Below are 18,697 nucleotides of genomic sequence, written 5' to 3' on the forward strand. Positions count from 1 at the left end.
TGGCACCACACGTAAGACCCCCTGTCACCGCGGCCCACGGAAACCGCGCACCGCCGACAGCAGGCTCCCGGCGAACCCGGCCAGGCCCCCGACGAGCAGCCCGAACACAACCGTCCGCAGCACGCTGCCGCTCAGCTCGGCCTCCATTCCCCCCATCTGGCTGCCGAACATGCTGACGCCGAAGTTCCCGGACGCCCCCACCAGCCAGGCCGCCAGGCCCAGGACGACCGCCGTGACGACGCCGAACCGCTCAGCCATGGCGAGGTGCCCGGACAGCGGGCCCCGATAGGGAAGCAAGGGGCGGCCCCGGCCGGGGTGCGTGGCCCGGGCCGCCCGGTAGGCGCAGGCGAGCAGGATCAGGCAGGTCACCGCGAGGGCCGCGAGCCACAGCGGCCATCCGCCCGTCGACAGGGCCCTCAGGCGCTCGGTACGGTCGGGCTGCTGACCACCGCCCATCCCACCCGCACCACCCATGCCGCCCATGAGAGCGGCGAGCGGGTTGCTGCCGCCGTCGCTCTGCACCGGGTGCACCGCGGCCGTCCACGAGGAACCGACGCCGAGCGTCAGGAACACCGCCAGGGCGTTCGGGGCGACCAGCAGGACGGCACCCGCCGCCGAGCCGGCCCGGCCACCGGCCACCGCCCCGACGACTGTCAGGGCCACCAGCGGAACGGCTGCCAGCACGAGGGCAGTGCGGACGACGGCCGAGAGGCTCGGGCCCCAGCCGGCGCGCAGCCCGTCCAGCGCACCGCCCACCGGAAGCCGCACCCGGCGGCTGATCAGGCAACCCGCACCGAGCACGACGGCCACCCACAGCACCGCGCCAAGGCCCGTCGATCCCGCGCTCACGTGGTACGACAACGCCGGCTGTGCCCCCGTACCGCCACCGCCGATGAGGTCACCCAGGCCACCACCGCTCCCACCGCCCATGAGATCACCCAGGCCACCACCGCCACCGAATCCCCCGGCAGACCGGTCGCCGCCGGCTCCTCCCATCCCGGTCATCGCCGACGCGGGCATGCTGGCCGATCCTCCTGCCAGGCCGGCCACGATCATGAAGGTCACCAGCGCCGTGGATCCCGCTCCGGCCACCCGAACGGCCAGTTCACCGGCGGTGAACCGCCGCTGCTGCCCCTGACGCAGCCGCCGGGAGAACGCGATCCACAGGACGAGGGCGCCGACCAGCGTGACGCCGAGCGGTACGGCATCGACCGCGCCGCTCATCGACGGTCCCATGCCGCCGCCACCGCCGAACAGGGACGCCAGGCCGCCCATCGACCCGGTGTCCGCGGAGACATCCGAACCCGCGCTCACCGAGCCGCCGACGGCCATGGCGGTCAGGGCCATCGAAAGCGACCACAGCGATCCGAACGATCCCGCGTCCAACAAGGCCAGCGCCAGCGCGGACACGGCCGCCATGGCGACCACTGCGCAGAGCGCGGCCGCCGCGCCTTCCAGAGCGTTCTGCCACGGGCCGATCAACCGGACCGGCACGGTGCGGCGTGGGGGCCGCGGATCCGTACCGGGCGAGGGGCTGGGACCAGGCATGGTCCGGGGGCGGGGCGTGATGGCAGCCATGGGGGAAACACTCCGCTTCGCTCGCGGGGGAACACGCGGCGCCGAGCGGGGGACCACGGCGCCGCGTGTGAGGGGACCCGCACACACTGGCGGTTCCGGGTACGACGTTCCCGAGAGGTTCTGGGAGGTTTCTGAGAGCCGGTGAGAGAGCGACGCAGGTAACGCAGCGCCCACGACCGACGTGCCGCCCCTTTCTCAGAAAGTTCCCAGAGTTCTCCTCCGCAGCCGCGTGGAGATCCCTCGGGTGAGCGCGGTGGCCGACTAAGCGCTCCGCTGGAAGTGCCGCGATGTGCCGTCTGCCGACTGCGGCGCCGTCGTGGCTGGTCGCGCAGTTCCTCCCCCAGCCTTCGGCCGGGGGTACCCCCAGCGCCCCTTCGGGGCGCTGCCGAACCGCACCGGACTTCGCCGGACCCGCTTAGGTCGGCATCCGCTCGCCGCTGAACCCGCGGTTCCCCCGCTCGCCGAGGTCCCGACCGCCGGACCCTGCCAGTGTCTGGGAGGGCGCGGCACCGAAGCGCCGGCGATAGGCGGCGGAGAACCGGCTCAGGTGGGTGAAGCCCCACCGCCCGGCCGCTTCGGTGACTCCGGTGGCACCCGTGAGAAGGTCGGCGTGAACACGATCCAGGCGGACGTTACGCAGGTACGTCAGCGGGGTCACCCCGAGGTGCTCCCTGAATCCTTCCTGGAGACGTCGGGCACTGACGCCTGCCGCCCGGGCCAGGTCCCCGATGGTGAACGGGGCCTCGGGGTGGGCCTCGATCAGGTCGACGGCCTTGCGTACCGTCCGCGGGTAGGCGGGAGGCTGCGGACGCAGCAGCGCTTCCGTGTAGTTGTGCGTCTGGGCCAGCAGCAGGCCGCTGACGAGGAGGCGCTCGAAGTGCTGCTGGACCGGGCGTCGGCCGATGAGCCCGCCGGTGCTGTCGGACTCCGCAAGCAACAGGTCCAGGGTGCTGCGCCAGCTACGCCCCGGCGCGGACGTCAGATCGAAGTCGAACGCGAATTCCAGTGGAGCCTGCAGCGTGCGGCCCAGGAGAGCCTCGAGTTCGGCTTCGACGAGACTTCGGTCGATCTTGATTCCCAGGTGTTGCTCGCCGTGGTCGCAGCTCAGCAGCCGGTGCTGCTGTGTCGGTGTGAAGACCATCGCGTCTCCGGCGGTGGCCACCATCTCCTGGCGTCCGGTGGCCGCTTCGATGGCCCCTCGCAGGACGACGTTGACGTGGTAGTGCGACGGCGTCCGCCCGGGATCGACGCGCGTGCGCTGACCGAAGGTCATCAGGCCGACGGTGATGTGCTCGGTGCGTGTGCCGCGGAGTTCGCCGCCGGGGCCCTCGGGGCCCGACAGCGGAGTGACCTCGGCCGGGTAGAACAGGTCGTTGAGGCGTTCGCGGAAGTCCTCGAAGCCCGAGTCGCGGCACAGCACGTGGCTCGCCAAGAGGGAGCGGCCCATGCGCCATTGTTATCCGCGCCCAGCCTGCGCAACAAGGGCCGACCCACGGGTTCCCGCAGATCACGCCAGGTCATCGGACTGGTGCGAGCCTCGTCACACAGGCGGTGGACGCGAGGTCTTCCTGAGCCCTCCTGGCCGCTCCCCGGACCGGCCGTCCGGAACGCGTCGCGCGATTCGGGCGGCGGTCGCGCTTTGCGGATATCGCCCCCGGCCACGGCCCCCTAGCGTTTCCCTCAGCCCGTTCGCCCGGCACCGCCCGGCGTGCGGAGAAGCGTTTGCCTCGCATCCTGGCCTCCGCACCTTCGGCGCTTGGCGGGACCGTTCGCCCGTGCGGACGCTCGTCGGCGAACGGCAGCAGACGCACATCGGGGCCGCGACCCCGGTCGAGGAACGCGCCACCACTGGAGGTATGTCATGCCCGGAACCGGCGAGGCGACGAAGGCCATCACGGCCGCCGCCGTGGACAGTTTCCGTGACACCCCGGACCGGCGCCTGCGTGAACTGCTCCAAGGGCTCGTCCGCCATCTGCACGGTTACGTCCGTGAGCTGCGCCCCACGATCCAGGAGTGGGAGTACGCGGTGGACTACCTCACGGCCGTCGGGCAGAAATGCGATCCCACCCGCCAGGAGTTCATCCTGCTCTCCGACGTGCTGGGTGTCTCCATGCTGGTCGAGACGGTGAACGAGCAGGGCGGCGGCACCGAGAGCACGGTCCTGGGTCCTTTCCACGTCGTGGAGTCCCCCAAGCGCGAGAGCGGCGACAACATCGACCTCATGGGCACCGGAACACCCTGTGTCGTCTCGCTCCGCGTCACATCGGCGGACGGCGGCCCACTGGCCGGAGCGAGCGTCGATGTCTGGCAGTGCACCGAGGACGGCTTCTACGACGTGCAGCAGCCCGACGTCCAGCCGCTGGGCAACGGACGCGGACTGTTCAGGACCGACGACGAAGGCCGCGTGTGGTTGCGCACGGTCGTGCCGAGCCACTACCCCATTCCGACCGACGGCCCGGTGGGAGTGCTGCTCGGCGCCACCGGGCGGCACCCCTACCGCCCGGCGCACATCCACTTCATCGTCGAGGCCGACGGTCACCGAACGCTGACGACACACATCTTCGTCGCCGACGGCCCCTACCTGGACTCGGACGCCGTCTTCGCCGTGAAGGAGAGCCTGGTCGTCGACTTTCCACAGGTCGACGACGAGGAGAAGGCCCTCGAGTACCGGGTCACCGCTCCGTTCCGCCTGGCCGAGTTCGACATCACCGTCGACCCCGAGACGGACAAGGACGCCCGGTGATGAACACCCCGCTCGACTTCAGCTACCAGGCGCTCCCGATGCGCGTGGTGCTGCGCACCGGCGCACTCGACCGGCTCGCCGACGAGATCGACCACGTCGGCCTCAAGCGGGTCATGGTCCTGTGCTCACCCGGACAGCGGGAGCTCGCCGCGACCGTCGCCGGCCTCATCGGCCCGCGCGCTGTGGACATCCACCCCCACGCCCGGATGCACGTGCCCGCCGAGTCGGCGGCCGAGGCCCAACGACGTGCGAAAGAGGTGAACGCGGACGGCTGCGTCGCCGTCGGCGGCGGTTCGGCGATCGGCCTCGGGAAGATCGTCGCCCTGCGGTACGGCCTGCCGGTCATCGCCGTCCCGACGACGTACGCCGGCTCCGAGATGACGCCCGTGTGGGGTCTGACGGAGAACGGCGTCAAGCGCACCGGCCGCGATCCACGCGTCCTGCCGGTCTCGGTGCTGTACGACCCCGCGCTCACCGTGAACCTGCCCCCCGCCGTCTCCGTGGCCAGCGGCATCAATGCGATCGCGCACGCGGTCGAGGCCCTGTACGCGCCGGACGCCTCCCCGGTCATCGACCTGATGGCCGAGGAAGGTGTACGGGCGCTGGCCGCCGCGCTCCCGGGCGTCGTCGCCGACGGCGCCGACCTCGACACCCGCGCCCGTGCCCAGTACGGCGCCTGGCTGTGCGGTGCCTGCCTCGGGGCCACCACCATGTCCCTGCACCACAAGCTCTGCCACGCCCTCGGCGGCACCCTCGACCTGCCCCACGCCGCCACCCACACCGTGGTCCTCCCGCACGCCCTCGCCTACAACCAGGTCGCGGCACCCAAGGCGGTGGCCGCGCTCGGCCGCGCTCTGGGCACCTCCGCCGACCCGGCCACGTACCTGTGGGATCTCGCGGGCCGGCTCGGCGCCCCGAGGTCCCTGCGCGAACTCGGCATGGCCGAGGACGACATCGACCGGATCGTCCAGGTCGCGCTGGCCAACCCCTATGCCAACCCTCGCATGGTGACCGCGGAAGGCCTCGGCCACCTCCTGCGTGCCGCCTGGGCCGGAGGGCCGCCGGCGAGCGGCACGCCGACCGCGTAGGTGCTCAACCGTCGGATGCCGACTCCTTCGGTTCACAGGTGGCTTGTACTGCCACTCGCGGTGCAGGTAGTCGATGGCGTTCTTCAGTTCGGCGTTGTAGCCGAAGTTGTACTCGGGCATCACGAACACGAAGGCGTCCGCCTCCGCGACCTTGGCGCTCCAGTCACGGGTGTGCTGGTGGGTGTACTGGCCCAGGCGCGGGTGGTGCGGTTCGTTCATGAACGGCAGGTTCACCTCGGCCAGGTCGACCAACTCGATCTCGTCGAACCCGCCGTGCTCCTTGGCATGGGTCTCGAACCACTCACCGATGGTGAGGCCGATCCGGCCCGGCCTCGTGCTCGCGATAATGATCTCCAGCTTTGTCACGGGAAGCTCTCCGCTCCTTCGGTCAAGGGTGTGGGTGTGACGGTCTCAGAGCGCGCGGCCGAACATTTCCAGTTGCGCGGTCCAGCGATCTGCCGCCTTCGGCTCCGGCTGGATGGCCGGGGGATTCGGGATGCGACCGCGCTACTGCGTGCCCGACACCAACTGGGACTGCTCGCTCAACTGATGCCAAGTCCGGTTGTGATACACCAGCGGCCGCGACGCGTCGTCCCGGGCGGCGGCGTCCGCCGGCGCGTAGTACGCGTGGGTGGCGTTGACGACGACGAGGATCGAAGCTCCCGCTGCGAAGGTGGCGGCGATGCTGCCACGGATGCGTACCGGGGCAGCGACGAAGTACGGCTCGCCGGTCGCCAGCCGGGCCCAGGCACCGGTGTCCGCGAAGCGGTCCGCTCCGCTCGTCGCACAGAGCCGGGCCAGGCCGACCTGACCGGCCCCGAGCAGGTGCACCACTACGGACGACGACTCCAGGATCGTCGGCGTCGCCGAAGAGAGGGCCGCCACCGAGAAGACGAGGAGCGGTGGCGTCGCGCTCACCGATATCACCGACGTCGCGGTCAAGGCGACCGGGCCCCGGCCGGCGTCCGCGGTCACGACCGCGACCCCGCCCGCGTGGTTGCGGAACGCCTCGCGGAAAGCGTCGGCCGACAACCCCGGCTCCAGAGAGGCATCGTCGATCAACGCAATGTGCTCCCGTGTCTGATCGCGATCAGTTGTTTCTGACATCGGCGGGTCTCCAGTCGGCATCGACGAAACAATGTGTTTGTTCCGGGCCCTGACGGGGCGGCAGAATCCATCGCCCCTGCTCCGACGCCGATCCGCGCCTTGTTCGTCCTGTGGAACATCGGGCTGGTAGCTGCCCTCGCCGAACTTCGGCAGCGTGTTCGTCGTGCCGCGGTACCCCGTCCTGTGGTTCAGCCCGGCGAAGACCACGTCGTTGCGCTCGCGGAGCCGCGCCGTCGGCTCTACCAGGTATGTGCGTTACGAGAGAGATGCCCTTCACCTGGGGTGGCCCGCCCGAGGTGAAAGGCATCTGGGCGACCAGCGCCCGTCACAGCGGCCCCCGACCATGTGGCGGGCATAGGCGGTGGCCTCGTCCGGCTGGTTCAACAGCCCTGCAACCGATGCCACTGGCGCAGGTGAGTCACCGGACCGGGCCGTTGGTTCTCTCAGTCGTCGGCAGGAGGCGTCCCCAGCACGGAGGCGAGGACGCCACGGAGCGTCTCCACCGGGTCGTCGACCGAGTTACGGGAGCGCCACGCCACATGGCGGTCCGGGCGGACCAGGAGGCATCCGTCGTCGTCGAACTCCCGGATCCTGGTCCACTCCCCGAGCACGTCGTCGTACTCGGCGCGCATTCCGATCGTCCGCGCTTCGATGGTGAGACCGGTTTCGCGCGAGTCGGCCGCCGCGGCCTCGGTCCAGGCCGCTCCGTCGACGCCGGTGAGCACGGTGAACCGTCCGTGCCCGACGAGGTCGAGGGTCGAGACGTACTCGGTGCCGTGCTGGAGCCAGACGTGGGGCAGGTGGGCGCCGGGATGCGTCGTCGGGTGATAGTGGAGCTCGGGGTCTCGCGTGTACTCGGGGAACGGTGTGCCGTCGTCGGCGACGGCGGTGGACGTGTACCGCTGCCCCAGCTCCACGCCGTGGGCGTTCAGCTGGTAATTGACCAGCTGCACCGCGTCCAGCAGTTTGGCTCGGCGGGCCGCCCCGGCTTCGCCCGGGGCGAAGAGCTCGTCGACGATCGCCCAGCCCTGCTCGGGGGTCTGCCCGTAGGCCAGGCCGATCGTCTCGCTCAACGGCTGGAGTTCGGCGAGGCTCTTGATCGCCCGGTCGATCACCTGACGTCCCACCGGCTTGCGCTCGTCGTGGTAGCTGTCGAGCAGCTCCTCACCGGCGTCTCCGCGCAGCACGAGGGCCAGTTTCCAGGCCAGGTTGTAGGAGTCCTGGATCGAGGTGTTGCTGCCGAGTCCGTTGGACGGCGGATGACGGTGCGCCGCGTCGCCGGCCAGGAAGACCCGGCCTTTGCGGTACCGCTCGGCCACCACATGGTTGACCTGCCACTGCCCGATGTGCTTGATCTTGAATTCGACGTCGGGATCCCCGATTCCGGCCCGGACGATCTCGGCGACCGCCTCGTCCGAGGTGTCGGCGGGCAGCAGGTCGTGCATCAGGAACAGGGCCATCCACTCCGTGTGGGGCACGATGGTCGTCCACGGGCTCCACAGCACGTTGGTGCCGGGGGGCGAGACCCAGAACAGGGCGCCGGGACGGTGCTTGGCGAAACGGCTCAGGTCCGCCTCGATCCACACCGTGAAGGCGGAGCCGATACCGGCCTCGCCCTCCATGGCGAAGTCGAGAACGCGAGCGACGGTGCTGTTCCCGCCGTCGGCACCGATCACGTAGCGGGCTTCGACGGTGTATTCCGCACCATCGTCGCGGCGCCGCAGAGTGGCCCGCACCCGCTCGTCGTCCTGCTTGATGTCGATGAGTTCCGTGTTGAACCGGATGTCGGCCTTGCGTTCCCGCGCCGCGGCCAGGATCACGGGTTCCAGTACGTTCTGGGGCGCGTTGCACATGTCGCACGGGCTCGCCGCCGCGTACTCACTGCGGCGGTCCAGGCCTTCGCCCCAGGTCATCATGCGTGCCAGTTCGACGCCCGCGAACGAGGTCGCCCACACGTTGGTGCCCATGAGGGCGGCGGGCATGGCGATCTCGCGGACCCGGTCCTCGATGCCCAGGTCGCGCAGCACCTCCACGGTCCGCTGGTTGGTGATGTGAGCGCGAGGGGTGGGTGCGGTCGACGGGTACTTGGTCACCGTGATCGCGTCGACGCCGTACTCGGCCAGAAACGCGGCCGCGGTCAGTCCCGCGGGTCCGGCGCCGACGACCAGGACGTCCGTGTGGACGACGTCGCCCGCTTGCGGCACCTGCTTCATCGCCATCTTTTCATCGCTCCTCATTGAGCACCGCCGACGTGGGCGGGTGGATAGTCCGCATCAGAGTCGGGAAGTTCTGTTCAGAAGACGGCGATGGGCTCGAGGCCCAGAAGTGCCCGGGCGTAGGTTTCGGCTCCGATGCCGGGGTTCAAGATGGCGTGCCGCGCGCCTGTTTCGAAGTCCCGCCATACCTGGTTGGCCGGATTCACGGTCGCGAAACTTCCGACGCCGCCGATGCTCATGGACAGCGTCACGGCTTCGCGGAGACTCTGCAGTGCGACCGCGATGTCCATGCGGACCCTGCCCCGGGTCACGTCGTCGGGCGGCTCTGTTCCCACCGACCGATCCACATCGTCAGCGGCACGGAGGACGTGCAGAAACGCGGTGTCCAACCTCGACACGGCAGTCGCGTAGTTGAGCTGGTAACTGGGTGATTCCGCCGCCTTCTGATAAAGGGATCCGACCACCGGGCGTCCCTTGTCGATGGCTTCCCGGGCCAGGTCGACAGCGGCCTGACCGGCTCCGAGCAACGGTCCCATGAGTCCCAGGATCATCGCGATCTGTACGGACCCCGGGATTTCCCGTGCCTCCGGATGCTCGGACCTCGAGCCCCCGGACACGATCCTGTCGAATTCGATGATGCGGTGGTCGGGGACGAACACGTCCGTACCGACTGCCGTGTTGCTTCCGGTGCCACGCATTCCCGCGATGTGCCAGGTGTCCTCGATGGTGAGATCCGTGTAGGGAACGAGGCCGAACCTGACGCCCGCCAGGCTGCCGTCCTCGGCGAAAATCGGGAACGGCGTCATCGTCCAGCCGGCGTGCGGACAACCGGAGTTGAACGGCCATTTCCCCTTGACCACGTAGCCGCCGTCGACCCTCACCGCCGTGCTGCCCATGAAGTTGGAGGTGCCCGCGACGGCCGCGTCCGGATTGTCCCCCAGATCTCCTCTTGCGCGCGGTCGGTGTTCAACGACGCCGCGAGGTTGGTGACCGCGTAGATCATCGTGACCCAGGAGGCGGCCGCGTCGCCCCGCCCGAGTTCGGCGAGTACCTGGAGGGTGGTCCGCATGCCTGCCTGATGGCCGCCCCACCGCCTGGGCGTGCCGAGCCGGAACATACCCGCGTCGCGCAGCGCGGCAACGGCGGTATCCGTGATGTTGCGCTGCTCGTCCCCGACGGCAGCCTCCTTGCGGAGCAGTTCACGCAGGTCCGTCGCCCTCGCGACGAGGTCGGCGTCGGTGGCCGTGCGGCCGGCTGGCTGGCTGAGTGTCTCGGGCATCGGAAGCTCCTGTCCGCGTTGACAGTCGATTGCGTCAGTCTCAGCGGGCTGCCGATGCTGTGCGATCCGGATTCCGAAGCGGACGATCCGGGATGCGAAAGTTTGGTCAGACCGGGGCCGACCGGCTACGACGGCGGGTCTGCGACGGAGGCTCGCCGTACCGCTCGCGGTAGGCGCCGGCGAAGCGCCCCAGGTGTGTGAATCCCCAGCGTGTGCAGAGGTCGCCGACCGGTCCCGCATCGTTCAGGAGATCGCGATGCACCCTTTCGAGACGAACGTTCTGCAGGTACTTCATCGGGGACATCCCGAACCATGTGTTAAGCAAGGCAACCCTTGTGTACTTTGGTGCATGATCCAGAGGGTGCTCAGGTCAACCGATGAGTAACACGGAGTAGCATTGGTCACGCTGTGTTGCTGTCCCGTCGGCTGCGGCACGGTAAGCCCGGCTACGCCGCTTGGGCCAGGTCGCCGTTCGCCCCGAAGGCGACGACGTGGATCCCGCCGAGTTGTGCGGTGAACACGGCAGCGGCTACTGGCCTGGACGCACCGCTGGTCGGTGAGCTTGGTCCAGGCGTCGTTGACCGGTCGGGGTGTCGGCCGAGGATCATGACCCGGATGGCGCTCGCGCGGAGTTGGTCGGCTGCGTCTCGTCCCGCGGAAAGTGCGACGCCGCGCTGCGGCGACTGACCGATGCGGCACGAGCCGCGGCGGGGGCGGTCTTCCGTACGCATGCACAGGCGATGCTCGACGTGCCGGTGGTGACGTCTCCCGGGGGCGAGGGTGAGCGACTGCTGCGTGCGCTGCGAGCCCGAACCGTCTGCGCTTGCTCACCCGATCGTTTGCGTAGGTCGCCGTCTGTTCCGGTAAGACAGGCATGGCGGCTTTCTTGGTGGCGCATACCATTTATTTGTGTACGGGTGGACTTCTTCGTGAGCAGGAGCCGAGGTGACCCCTGAGGATGCTGGCCCGGATAACCGCGCAGAGGAGCAGCCTCAGCCGGTGGCGTCCGGCTGCCCGGCGATCTGGGACGAAGGGGTGCGGCGCGAGGGAGCGTCGGGCAAGGAGACCATGGAGACGCTGACCCTCGTGCTTCAGCAGGCGACGGTGTGCCTTGGTGGCCTGGGAGCCTTGATGCACCGGTGGGTTCCCTCTGCCGGTCGGCTGCGCCTGGTGTCGCTCAGCGGGCTCACCCCACTAAGCGCCGAAGCGTGGGCAGATCTGCACGCTGAGCAGGACGTGGCACCCGTGCGGGCCATGCGGGGTGGCGACTTCGTCTGGGTGGGCGGGGACAGCCTGGGCGTCGGGGCGGCTGGCACGGCGGCAGTGCCACTCCTGGGGGCCGATGGGCCGGTCGGAGTGCTGTCTGTCCTCACCGCAGGGGCTGATGAACCGGGTGAGGTTCAACGGTCCTTCCTGCGTGCGGTGGCGGGGTGGGCTGCTGGGCGCCTGGGCGGCGGACCAGGCATACCGGCGGGCCCGGGGCCAGTGGCCGGAGCCGAGCGCTCCGTCCGCATGGGGGAGCTGACCGCCGCGCTGGCCGAGGCTGTCACCTCACAGGACGTAGCGGAGGTGTTTGCGAAGCATGTCCTGGCTCCGTTCGGAGCCGACGGGCTGATGTTCACGGTGCTGGAGGGCGGGCGAGTCCATGTGGTCGCCGGCATCGGCTACCCACAGGAGTTCCTCGAAGCGGTCAGGGACACTCCGGTCTCCGCCAGTGCCCCGGCGCTCGACGTAGTGCGCACCCGTGTTCCCCGGTTCGTCGAATCAGGTGCGGAGTTCTTGCAGCGATACCCGACGATGAGGGGCTTGTGGGAGCTGGCACCGAAGGAGGCCTGGGCGTTCCTGCCCCTGATGGTGTCCGGACGCGTCTTGGGTGTGTGCGCGGTGTCCTTCGGCCATCCACGTTCCTTCGGAGACGAGGATCGCACCTTGCTGACGGCTCTCGGTGGTCTGGTCGGCCAGGCGCTGGAGCGGGCCCGGCTGTACGACGTAGAGCACGCCCGTTCCCAGGAACTGCAGCGCGGTCTGCTGCCCAGGATGCTGCCTCGCCTGCCTGCCACCAGCGCCGCCGCCCGCTACCTGCCCGCAGGAAGGGACGAAGATGTGGGTGGTGACTGGTATGACGTGATTCCACTGTCCGCCGACCGGGTCGCCCTGGTGATCGGCGACGTCATGGGGCACGGCATCACCGAAGCGGCGATGATGGGCCGTCTGCGCACCGCCGTACGCACCCTCGCCGACCTCGAAATGCCTCCTGACGAGCTTTTTATCCATCTCAATGACCTCGTCAGCGACCTCGGCGAGGACAGCTACGCCACCTGCCTGTATGCCGTTTTCGACCCCGTCGCAGGTAGGTGCACCTACTCCCTGGCCGGTCACCCCCCGCCCGTCGTCGTCCACCCCGATGGCACCGTCCACATCCCCGACGTGAGTCCGGACCCGCCGCTGGGAGCCGCTGAACCGCCGTTCGACACTCACCGGCTGGACCTGCCCGACGGGAGCCTTATCGTCCTGTGCACCGACGGCCTCGTCGAATCGCCCACCCGGGATGTTGATCAGGGGCTGGCTCAGCTCCGGCAGATCGTGTCGCAGGCCGCTGCCCACACCGCGTACTTCGACCCCGCTGACGAGGACAGCGACGTTCGGCACTTGGAAGATCTGTGCGACACCGTCGTCTCGGCTCTGCTGCCCGACCCTGGGCAGACGAATGACGACGCCGGCCTGCTCATCGTCCACACCCGGTGCACCGCTGCAGGTGATGTCGCCTCCTGCAGCCTCCCCGAGGGCCCTCAGGCGGCCGGGCTGGCCCGAGCGTATGTTCGGGAGCGCCTCGACGTGTGGGGCTTGGATGAGCTTGTACCCGCCACGGAGCTGTTGGTGAGCGAGCTGGTCGGTAACGTCGTTCGGCACGCCAAGGGCCCAATCCGCCTGCGCCTGATACGCAGCCACTCACTGACCTGCGAGGTTTACGACGGCAGCCTCACGACCCCGCGCATGCGCCGTGCCACCTACACGGACGAAGGCGGACGTGGCTTGCAACTCGTCGCAGCCCTGTCCCAGCGCTGGGGTGCCCGGTATCTCGATGACGGCAAGTGCATCTGGACAGAGCAGGACATCCCGCGCGGGGATGCCTCTGGTGAGCCTGGGCTGGTGCATGCCGCTTCAGCGGTGTGACCGCAGGCCCGAGTTCCTGTATGGAGCGTTGGGCAGGCGGCCTCCCGGATCGCCTGCGATGAGAGGCAGCCCCCGACGACGGCGAATGAGGTCACGATGCCGGCCTTGCCGCAGCCGGCCTTCGTGATCCGGCCGTGGCGGGCGGGTGTCCCGCCGGACTGGCGCACCCGCGGGTTCAGGCCGAGGTAGGACACGAGCTTGTCCGCGCTGCCGAAGCGGTGGAAGTCCCCGACCGCAGCCAGCACGGTGACCGCGGTCATCGCGTCCACCCCGGGGATGGTCATCAGATGCCGCACGACCGGGTCGTCCAATGCCTCGGCGGCCAACCGCCGTTCCACCGTGGCGAGTTCGGCACCGTAGAAGTCGAGCTGGCGCAACAGGGCGCCCAGAGCCTGCCACTTGTCGGCCGGCAGTGTCTGATGCTCCAGCCAGGCCCGGCCGCGGGTGCCGAAGAGATCGGTCACCGGCGGCAGCGGCAGCATGTTGCGGTGCAGCACCGCCTGGACCTGGTTCTTCACCCGGATCCGGCCGCGCACCAGTTGCGCCCGGTGCGCCGACAGGCGCCGCAGCATCCTGATCCGTTCGTCCGGCAGCCAGGGGTCCGGCAGGAAGTCAGCGGCCGGCAACTGGGCCAGGATGCGGGCGTCGACCTTGTCGGTCTTGACCTTCGCCTCAGCGATCGCCCGGGTCTTGACCGGACTGGAGATCACCACCCGGGCCACGTGCGGCTCCAACAGCACCGCCACCGCGCTCGCGTTGCCGGTGGCCTCCAGCGCCACCTGGTCGTCCGGACGCAGCCCGGCGGAGACGCCCGGGTCCGTCGGCGGCCGCCCGCACCGTCAAGCTCCGCACCTAGGTCCCCCGCGGCGCCGGCAGTCCGGCCGCGGCCCTTGCGATGGTGTTCAAGCTCATCGAGTCCGCCCAGGCCCGCTGGCGCGCGATCACCGGCGCCCACCTCGTTGCCCTGGTCCGCTCCGGCGCCCGGTTCGAGAACGGCGTCCTGGCCGAACGGACAGACACGCGAGCCGCGTGATCTTTACGGTTCATCTCGCCTGCTGTCCCCATCAGGAGCAAGGAGAACACGATGGACGCGCAAGCGGTCCCTTCCCACCACGTCGTGCAGCGGTACTTTCAGATGTGGAACACGGGCGACACCTCGATTGCTCCGGAAGTGCTGAGCCCGGACTGGATCGACCGTGCACACCCAGAGGTGACCGGGCCCACCGACGTTCAACGCGCCGTCGCGCAGAACCACGTCAGCCGGCCAGGACTCCGTTTCCACATCGAGACGATCCTCGGCACCGACGATTTGCTGTGCGTGGTCGGCGGCGTCGGCCATGAAAGTCGCCCAGGCACGATCGACAGCCATCTCATCTGGCTGATCCGACTCCTCGACGGTCAGATGGCGGAGATGTGGACCTACCGCCGGAGCACTCCCTGACGCTGCTGATCCACAACTCTTGACGATTTCTCTCCGAGGGTCCCCAGCCCTGCTCGTTCAGTTCCCCGCCGCCTTGATGAGTGGATCAACGGGCGCAAAGATGGAAGGAGTGCCGAAAAACAGGGGGAGCGCAGTGAGTCTGGGAACAGTGGCGGTAACAGGGGCGGCGGGCACCATCGGTTCCGTGGTGCGCGAGGCGCTGCGACATGAGGCGGCACGCCTGGTCCTGCTCGACCGCGTACCGCTCCGCCCGGAGGCCGAGAACGAAGACGTGCACACGGTGGACCTGCGGGACGCCGCCGCAGTGGAATCGGCCCTCGCGGGAGCCGACCGCGTGCTCCACTTGGGCGGTGTGCCCGACGAGGCTCCTCTCCCGGACCTGCTCGAAGCCAATGTGCTGGGCACGCACCACGTCCTGGAGGCGGCGCGGCGCATGAGCATCGAGCGGGTGGTGTTGGCGAGCAGCAACCGTGTGACCGGGTTCTACCCCGCCGGACATCTCACCGGTCCACAGGAGCCGGCACGCCCTGACGGCCTCTACGGGGTGAGCAAGGTGGCCGTCGAGGCCCTCGGGCAGTTGTACGCCGACAAGTTCGGTCTGTCGGTGATCTGCCTGCGCATTGGCAGCTTCGAGCCCACGCCTACCGAGCCCCGGCACCTGGCGACCTGGCTGAGCCCGCGCGACGCCGTCGGATACATCCGGGCCGCCCTGACCGCACCGTCCTCCACCCGCTTCGTCACGGCGTACGCCGTCTCCGCCAATACCCGCCGCTTCTGGAAACTCCCCGACGTGACGGAACTGGCCTATGTCCCCGTCGACAACGCCGAAGCCCGCGCTGCGGACATCCCCGGGGTTCTCCCAGCCGATCCGACCGGAGTCCAGGCCGGCCTCTATGCCGAGCCCGAGTTCACCCTCAAGCACCTTTGGCCCTGACGCATGCGGCCGTCGCACCCGACTCGCGCTCGCAGCACGTGCCCTTGAGGAACGACGAGCAGGGGTGGGGATTTTCAGGGCTCTGTCCGCAGTTCCGTGAATCCCCAGGTCAGCGAGAGGAACGAGGGATCGTTTCGGAAGAGTGTTTCCTGGCGTGGCAAGCAAGACCGTCGAGGCTGTGCTGTTTCCTGGGACGGATGTGCGAGTGGAACGCGTCAGTGACTCCACCGACGTCCTTGTAGTGGAGGCGGTGTCCATCGCTCGCCCTGGCCGGTGCCCGGACTGCCGGAAACAGGCGAGACGTATACACAGCTCGTATCAACGCACCCTGGACGAAAGGCCGTTGGCGTCGCGCAGAGTAATGGTCCGGCTGCGGGTCCGCCGGTACTTCTGTGACCGGAAGAGCTGTTCCCGCAAGACGTTCGTCGAGCAAGTACCGGGCCTGTCCGAGCGGCACCGCCGTTCCAGCACCGGGCTGACCAGGTGGCTGCGGTCGATCGCGATCGAACTCGGCGGCCGTCCGGCCGCACGGTTGTGCCGCCGACCGCGGCTGGCCGCGGGCCGAACCCGGCTGCTCAGACTGTTGACGGCCAACTGGCGGGCGTCCTCGATGTGCTGGTGGCGGAGCGGGTCGTCGTCGCTGTCCTGTGCCCATTCGTCGGCGATCGCCTGTAGCCGGGGCAGGAGCACCGCGCAGTCGGCAGGCGTGAGGTCGTCACCACAGTCATCAGGATGATCGAACAGCGGTGGTTCCCAGTGTTCGGCATCCTCTCGGCGGGCCCTTTCCAGGAGGGCGTCATGTGCGGTCCGTTTCGGGTCGTGGCTCATAGTGCACCGCTTCTTCGCCTGGTGGTCCCTGCGTCGCCGTCGGGTGCGCGCCGTCCTGTTGTGCCACGCCATTCATCGCTTGGAGCAGGGCGGGGCCCACTGCGTCGAAGGCGGCTTTGCCGGTCTGGCCGGAGAGGAGTGGGTCCGTGATGTTGAGAGCCAGGGTCATCGTGCTGGACAACATCAACAACCGTCGTGCCGGGCGTAGTTGTTCGGAGGGCGCGCCGTGCAATGCGAGACAGCGGATGGCGAGGAGGAGGCCGAGGACTGAGAGGTCGACCGCGGGTGCCACCAGTGGTGCGACGAGGGCGGGGACGCCGAGGCGTACAGCAAGGGCTCATACGTCGCCGAAGCCGAGCAGGAAGGAGGCCGACGTCAGTACCCATGATCACGGTGACGGAGCGGAAGGCCGTTGCCTGTTCGCAGCACGACTGGTTGGGCTTTTGGTTCAACTCGCCCCTCGGACACTCGCTATAACGACACGGAAGCGAGGGCCTCGACCTTGCGGTCGCGGTCCTCGTTGCGTCTGTTGTGGGTGCGTTCGGACACGAGCCTGCGCCGGCACCGCGATCTTCTCGAGCGCCGGCACGCCGCGACCTGCGTGCCGAAGCGCCGCGGGTGCCCGTCGGCGGTCCGCTCGATTCGCGACCAGCTCTGCACCAGCCGCGGCGCGGGCTGCCGGGGACCGTCGTTCCGGATCTTCGCGCCGAGCGAGATCAATCCTTCCCCTGTGCGTCGGTCACCCGACGGGATCGAGCACGACCGGAAGCTCCGCGAGGCCGCGGAAGGCTGGGAAGGGAACCTCCAGCCACCGCGTCTCGGCGCGGGGGTCCGCCAAAGCCATCCTCGGGAAACGGTCGAACAGGATGGTCAGGGCCAGCTGCATCTCCAGCCGGGCCAGCGGGGCTCCCAGGCAGTAGTGACTGCCGTGCCCGAACCCAAGATGCGCGTCCTGCGCATTGCCCGGACGCATCACGTTCAACTCGTCCGGGGCGTCGAACTTCAGCGGATCGCGGTTGGCCGAACTGATCGCGACCTGGACCAGGGCGCCCTTGGGAATCCGGGTCCCGCTGTACTCCACATCCTCGGTCGCGTAACGGAACGTCGCGCTCTCCACGGAGCCGTCGTAGCGCACCAGTTCCTCGACCGCGGCACGCATCAGCTCCCCGTCCTCCCGCACGGCGCGCAGCTGTTCGGGATGGGACAGGAGGTGATGCACGGCGTTGCCGATCAGGTACGCGGTCGTCTTGTGACCCGCGAACATCAGCAGGAACGCCGTGGAGACCAGCTCGCTCTCGGTCAGCCCGCCGTCGTCGTCCCGGACCGCGGTGAGCGCGCTCAGGAGATCGTCACCCGGACGCCTCCGCTTGGCGGCGACGAGATCCGAGAAGTACGCGTGCAGATCCTCCTCCGCCTGCTGCCGGACCCGCTTGGCCTCCTCGCTGAAGCCGCTCTGAGCCACCGTGGAGGACAGGTTCTGCATCCGCGACCGCTCCTGGGGCGGTACACCGAGCAGATCGCAGGTCACGATGACCGGTAGCGGGAACGCGAAGACCGGCAACAGGTCGAAGGGCTCCCGGGTCGGGCACTCGTCGAGCAGGCCCCGGACGATGTCCTGGATCTTCGGCCGCAGAGCCTCCACCCGCCGTGGGGTGAAGGCGGAGTTGACCAGCCTGCGCAGCCGCGTGTGCTTGGGCCCGTCGGAGTTGAGCATGTTGTCGTCCAGCGCGACGGACGAATCACCGAAGATCCTCCGGTAGGCGTCCATGGCCCCGTACATGTCCTTGCTCAACCGCGGATCCGCCAGGGCGGCCCGCGCGTCCTCGTACCGGGTGATCAGGTACGTCTCGTTGCCGTGCGGCGGTCTCATGGGGCAGACCGGGGCCGCGTCGCGGAGCCTGGCGTAGACCGTGTGAGGGTCCCGCCGGAACTCCGGGGTGCAGCGTTCGGCCGCGGTGACGGCCTCTTGCGTGGTGGTCACGGACGACTCCTGAGGTCGAAGAGGGCCTCGGCGTTGCCACCGAGGACGAGCTGCTGCGACGCCCGGTCGACCGGCAGCTTCTCGATCATGCGGATCTGCTCCTCCAGCGGCACGGCCAACGGTGGTGAGTCGGTACCGAACAACATCCGCTCGGGCCCCAGCACCTCCGCGTTCAGGCTCAGATGCGCCGGACTGCACGGGCTCGTGTCGACGTACATGCGCTGCAGCGCAGCGGCCGGGTCGACGGCCGGTGCCTGGGCCGCCGACATGGCCGAGGCAGCCTCGGGCCGGCCGGCGGGCGGCGCGCCCCCGGCCCAGTGCCGGGGGC

General features: G+C 69.2%; 15 protein-coding genes and 3 pseudogenes. 7 read left to right on the plus strand and 11 right to left on the minus strand.

From position 1 onward, the window contains the following. Window positions 1-24: 24 nt before the first annotated feature. Both ACZ4UV_RS10905 and ACZ4UV_RS10910 read right to left on the minus strand, forming a co-directional pair. On the minus strand, window positions 25-1,578 hold the full coding sequence (locus tag ACZ4UV_RS10905) for a streptophobe family protein (RefSeq protein WP_467837396.1): 1,554 nt from the start codon (window positions 1,576-1,578) through the stop codon (window positions 25-27). A gap of 415 nt (window positions 1,579-1,993) precedes the next feature. Then, window positions 1,994-3,025: an AraC family transcriptional regulator gene (locus ACZ4UV_RS10910; protein WP_467837398.1), complete on the minus strand. Its 1,032-nt coding sequence runs from the start codon at window positions 3,023-3,025 to the stop codon at window positions 1,994-1,996. A 414-nt stretch (window positions 3,026-3,439) separates the two neighbouring features. Between ACZ4UV_RS10910 and ACZ4UV_RS10915 the strand changes: the two genes are divergently transcribed. Together ACZ4UV_RS10915 and ACZ4UV_RS10920 are read left to right on the plus strand one after the other, a co-directional pair. Next, window positions 3,440-4,321 (plus strand): dioxygenase family protein, encoded by an 882-nt coding sequence (locus ACZ4UV_RS10915; RefSeq protein ID WP_467837400.1) that lies wholly within the window; start codon window positions 3,440-3,442, stop codon window positions 4,319-4,321. Then, window positions 4,321-5,409: a maleylacetate reductase gene (locus tag ACZ4UV_RS10920; RefSeq protein ID WP_467837402.1), complete on the plus strand. Its 1,089-nt coding sequence runs from the start codon at window positions 4,321-4,323 to the stop codon at window positions 5,407-5,409. The genes ACZ4UV_RS10915 and ACZ4UV_RS10920 overlap by 1 nt, the downstream gene beginning before the upstream one ends. Before the next feature lie 39 nt (window positions 5,410-5,448). Here the strand turns inward: ACZ4UV_RS10920 and ACZ4UV_RS10925 are convergent. The 6 genes and pseudogenes from ACZ4UV_RS10925 to ACZ4UV_RS10950 all read right to left on the minus strand — a co-directional run. Further along, a pseudogene (locus ACZ4UV_RS10925) lies at window positions 5,449-5,775 on the minus strand (NADPH-dependent FMN reductase); the annotation flags it as partial. A 141-nt stretch (window positions 5,776-5,916) separates the two neighbouring features. Beyond that, the gene (locus ACZ4UV_RS10930; protein WP_451022380.1) at window positions 5,917-6,441 is read right to left on the minus strand and encodes a flavin reductase family protein; all 525 of its coding nucleotides are present in this window, start codon (window positions 6,439-6,441) and stop codon (window positions 5,917-5,919) included. Between the two features lie 518 nt (window positions 6,442-6,959). Beyond that, on the minus strand, window positions 6,960-8,735 hold the full coding sequence (locus tag ACZ4UV_RS10935; RefSeq protein ID WP_467837404.1) for an FAD-dependent monooxygenase: 1,776 nt from the start codon (window positions 8,733-8,735) through the stop codon (window positions 6,960-6,962). A gap of 74 nt (window positions 8,736-8,809) precedes the next feature. Beyond that, on the minus strand, window positions 8,810-9,628 hold the full coding sequence (locus ACZ4UV_RS10940; protein WP_467837406.1) for an acyl-CoA dehydrogenase family protein: 819 nt from the start codon (window positions 9,626-9,628) through the stop codon (window positions 8,810-8,812). Continuing rightward, window positions 9,610-10,011 carry an acyl-CoA dehydrogenase family protein gene (locus ACZ4UV_RS10945; protein WP_467837408.1) on the minus strand — a complete coding sequence of 134 codons (402 nt, stop codon included), beginning with the start codon at window positions 10,009-10,011 and terminating at the stop codon, window positions 9,610-9,612. Before ACZ4UV_RS10945 ends, ACZ4UV_RS10940 begins: the two co-directional genes overlap by 19 nt. A 106-nt stretch (window positions 10,012-10,117) precedes the next feature. Next, the gene (locus ACZ4UV_RS10950; protein ID WP_451022383.1) at window positions 10,118-10,336 is read right to left on the minus strand and encodes a helix-turn-helix domain-containing protein; all 219 of its coding nucleotides are present in this window, start codon (window positions 10,334-10,336) and stop codon (window positions 10,118-10,120) included. 743 nt (window positions 10,337-11,079) lie between these two features. Between ACZ4UV_RS10950 and ACZ4UV_RS10955 the strand changes: the two genes are divergently transcribed. Continuing rightward, the gene (locus ACZ4UV_RS10955) at window positions 11,080-13,185 is read left to right on the plus strand and encodes an ATP-binding SpoIIE family protein phosphatase (protein ID WP_467837410.1); all 2,106 of its coding nucleotides are present in this window, start codon (window positions 11,080-11,082) and stop codon (window positions 13,183-13,185) included. Between the two features lie 122 nt (window positions 13,186-13,307). On the opposite strand, the pseudogene ACZ4UV_RS10960 reads toward ACZ4UV_RS10955, so the two are convergent. Beyond that, a pseudogene (locus tag ACZ4UV_RS10960) lies at window positions 13,308-13,964 on the minus strand (IS110 family RNA-guided transposase); the annotation flags it as partial. A 56-nt stretch (window positions 13,965-14,020) separates the two neighbouring features. Between ACZ4UV_RS10960 and ACZ4UV_RS10965 the strand changes: the two are divergent. The 4 genes and pseudogenes from ACZ4UV_RS10965 to ACZ4UV_RS10980 all read left to right on the plus strand — a co-directional run. Beyond that, window positions 14,021-14,218, plus strand: a pseudogene (locus ACZ4UV_RS10965) (IS256 family transposase); the annotation flags it as partial. A gap of 51 nt (window positions 14,219-14,269) precedes the next feature. Continuing rightward, entirely contained in the window at window positions 14,270-14,626 is a 357-nt protein-coding gene (locus ACZ4UV_RS10970) for a nuclear transport factor 2 family protein (protein ID WP_451021879.1), read from the plus strand. Window positions 14,627-14,759: 133 nt separating this feature from the next. After that, window positions 14,760-15,560 (plus strand): NAD-dependent epimerase/dehydratase family protein, encoded by an 801-nt coding sequence (locus ACZ4UV_RS10975; protein WP_467837412.1) that lies wholly within the window; start codon window positions 14,760-14,762, stop codon window positions 15,558-15,560. Between the two features lie 250 nt (window positions 15,561-15,810). Beyond that, the gene (locus ACZ4UV_RS10980; protein WP_467837926.1) at window positions 15,811-16,296 is read left to right on the plus strand and encodes a transposase family protein; all 486 of its coding nucleotides are present in this window, start codon (window positions 15,811-15,813) and stop codon (window positions 16,294-16,296) included. Window positions 16,297-17,127: 831 nt separating this feature from the next. On the opposite strand, the gene ACZ4UV_RS10985 is transcribed toward ACZ4UV_RS10980, so the two are convergent. Further along, the gene (locus tag ACZ4UV_RS10985; RefSeq protein ID WP_467837413.1) at window positions 17,128-18,369 is read right to left on the minus strand and encodes a cytochrome P450 family protein; all 1,242 of its coding nucleotides are present in this window, start codon (window positions 18,367-18,369) and stop codon (window positions 17,128-17,130) included. Continuing rightward, the coding region (locus ACZ4UV_RS10990; protein ID WP_467837415.1) for an amidohydrolase family protein at window positions 18,366-18,697 on the minus strand (332 nt) is incomplete at its 5' end. The genes ACZ4UV_RS10985 and ACZ4UV_RS10990, both read right to left, overlap by 4 nt.

The sequence above is a fragment of the Streptomyces sp. NPDC028289 genome, assembly GCF_055565975.1.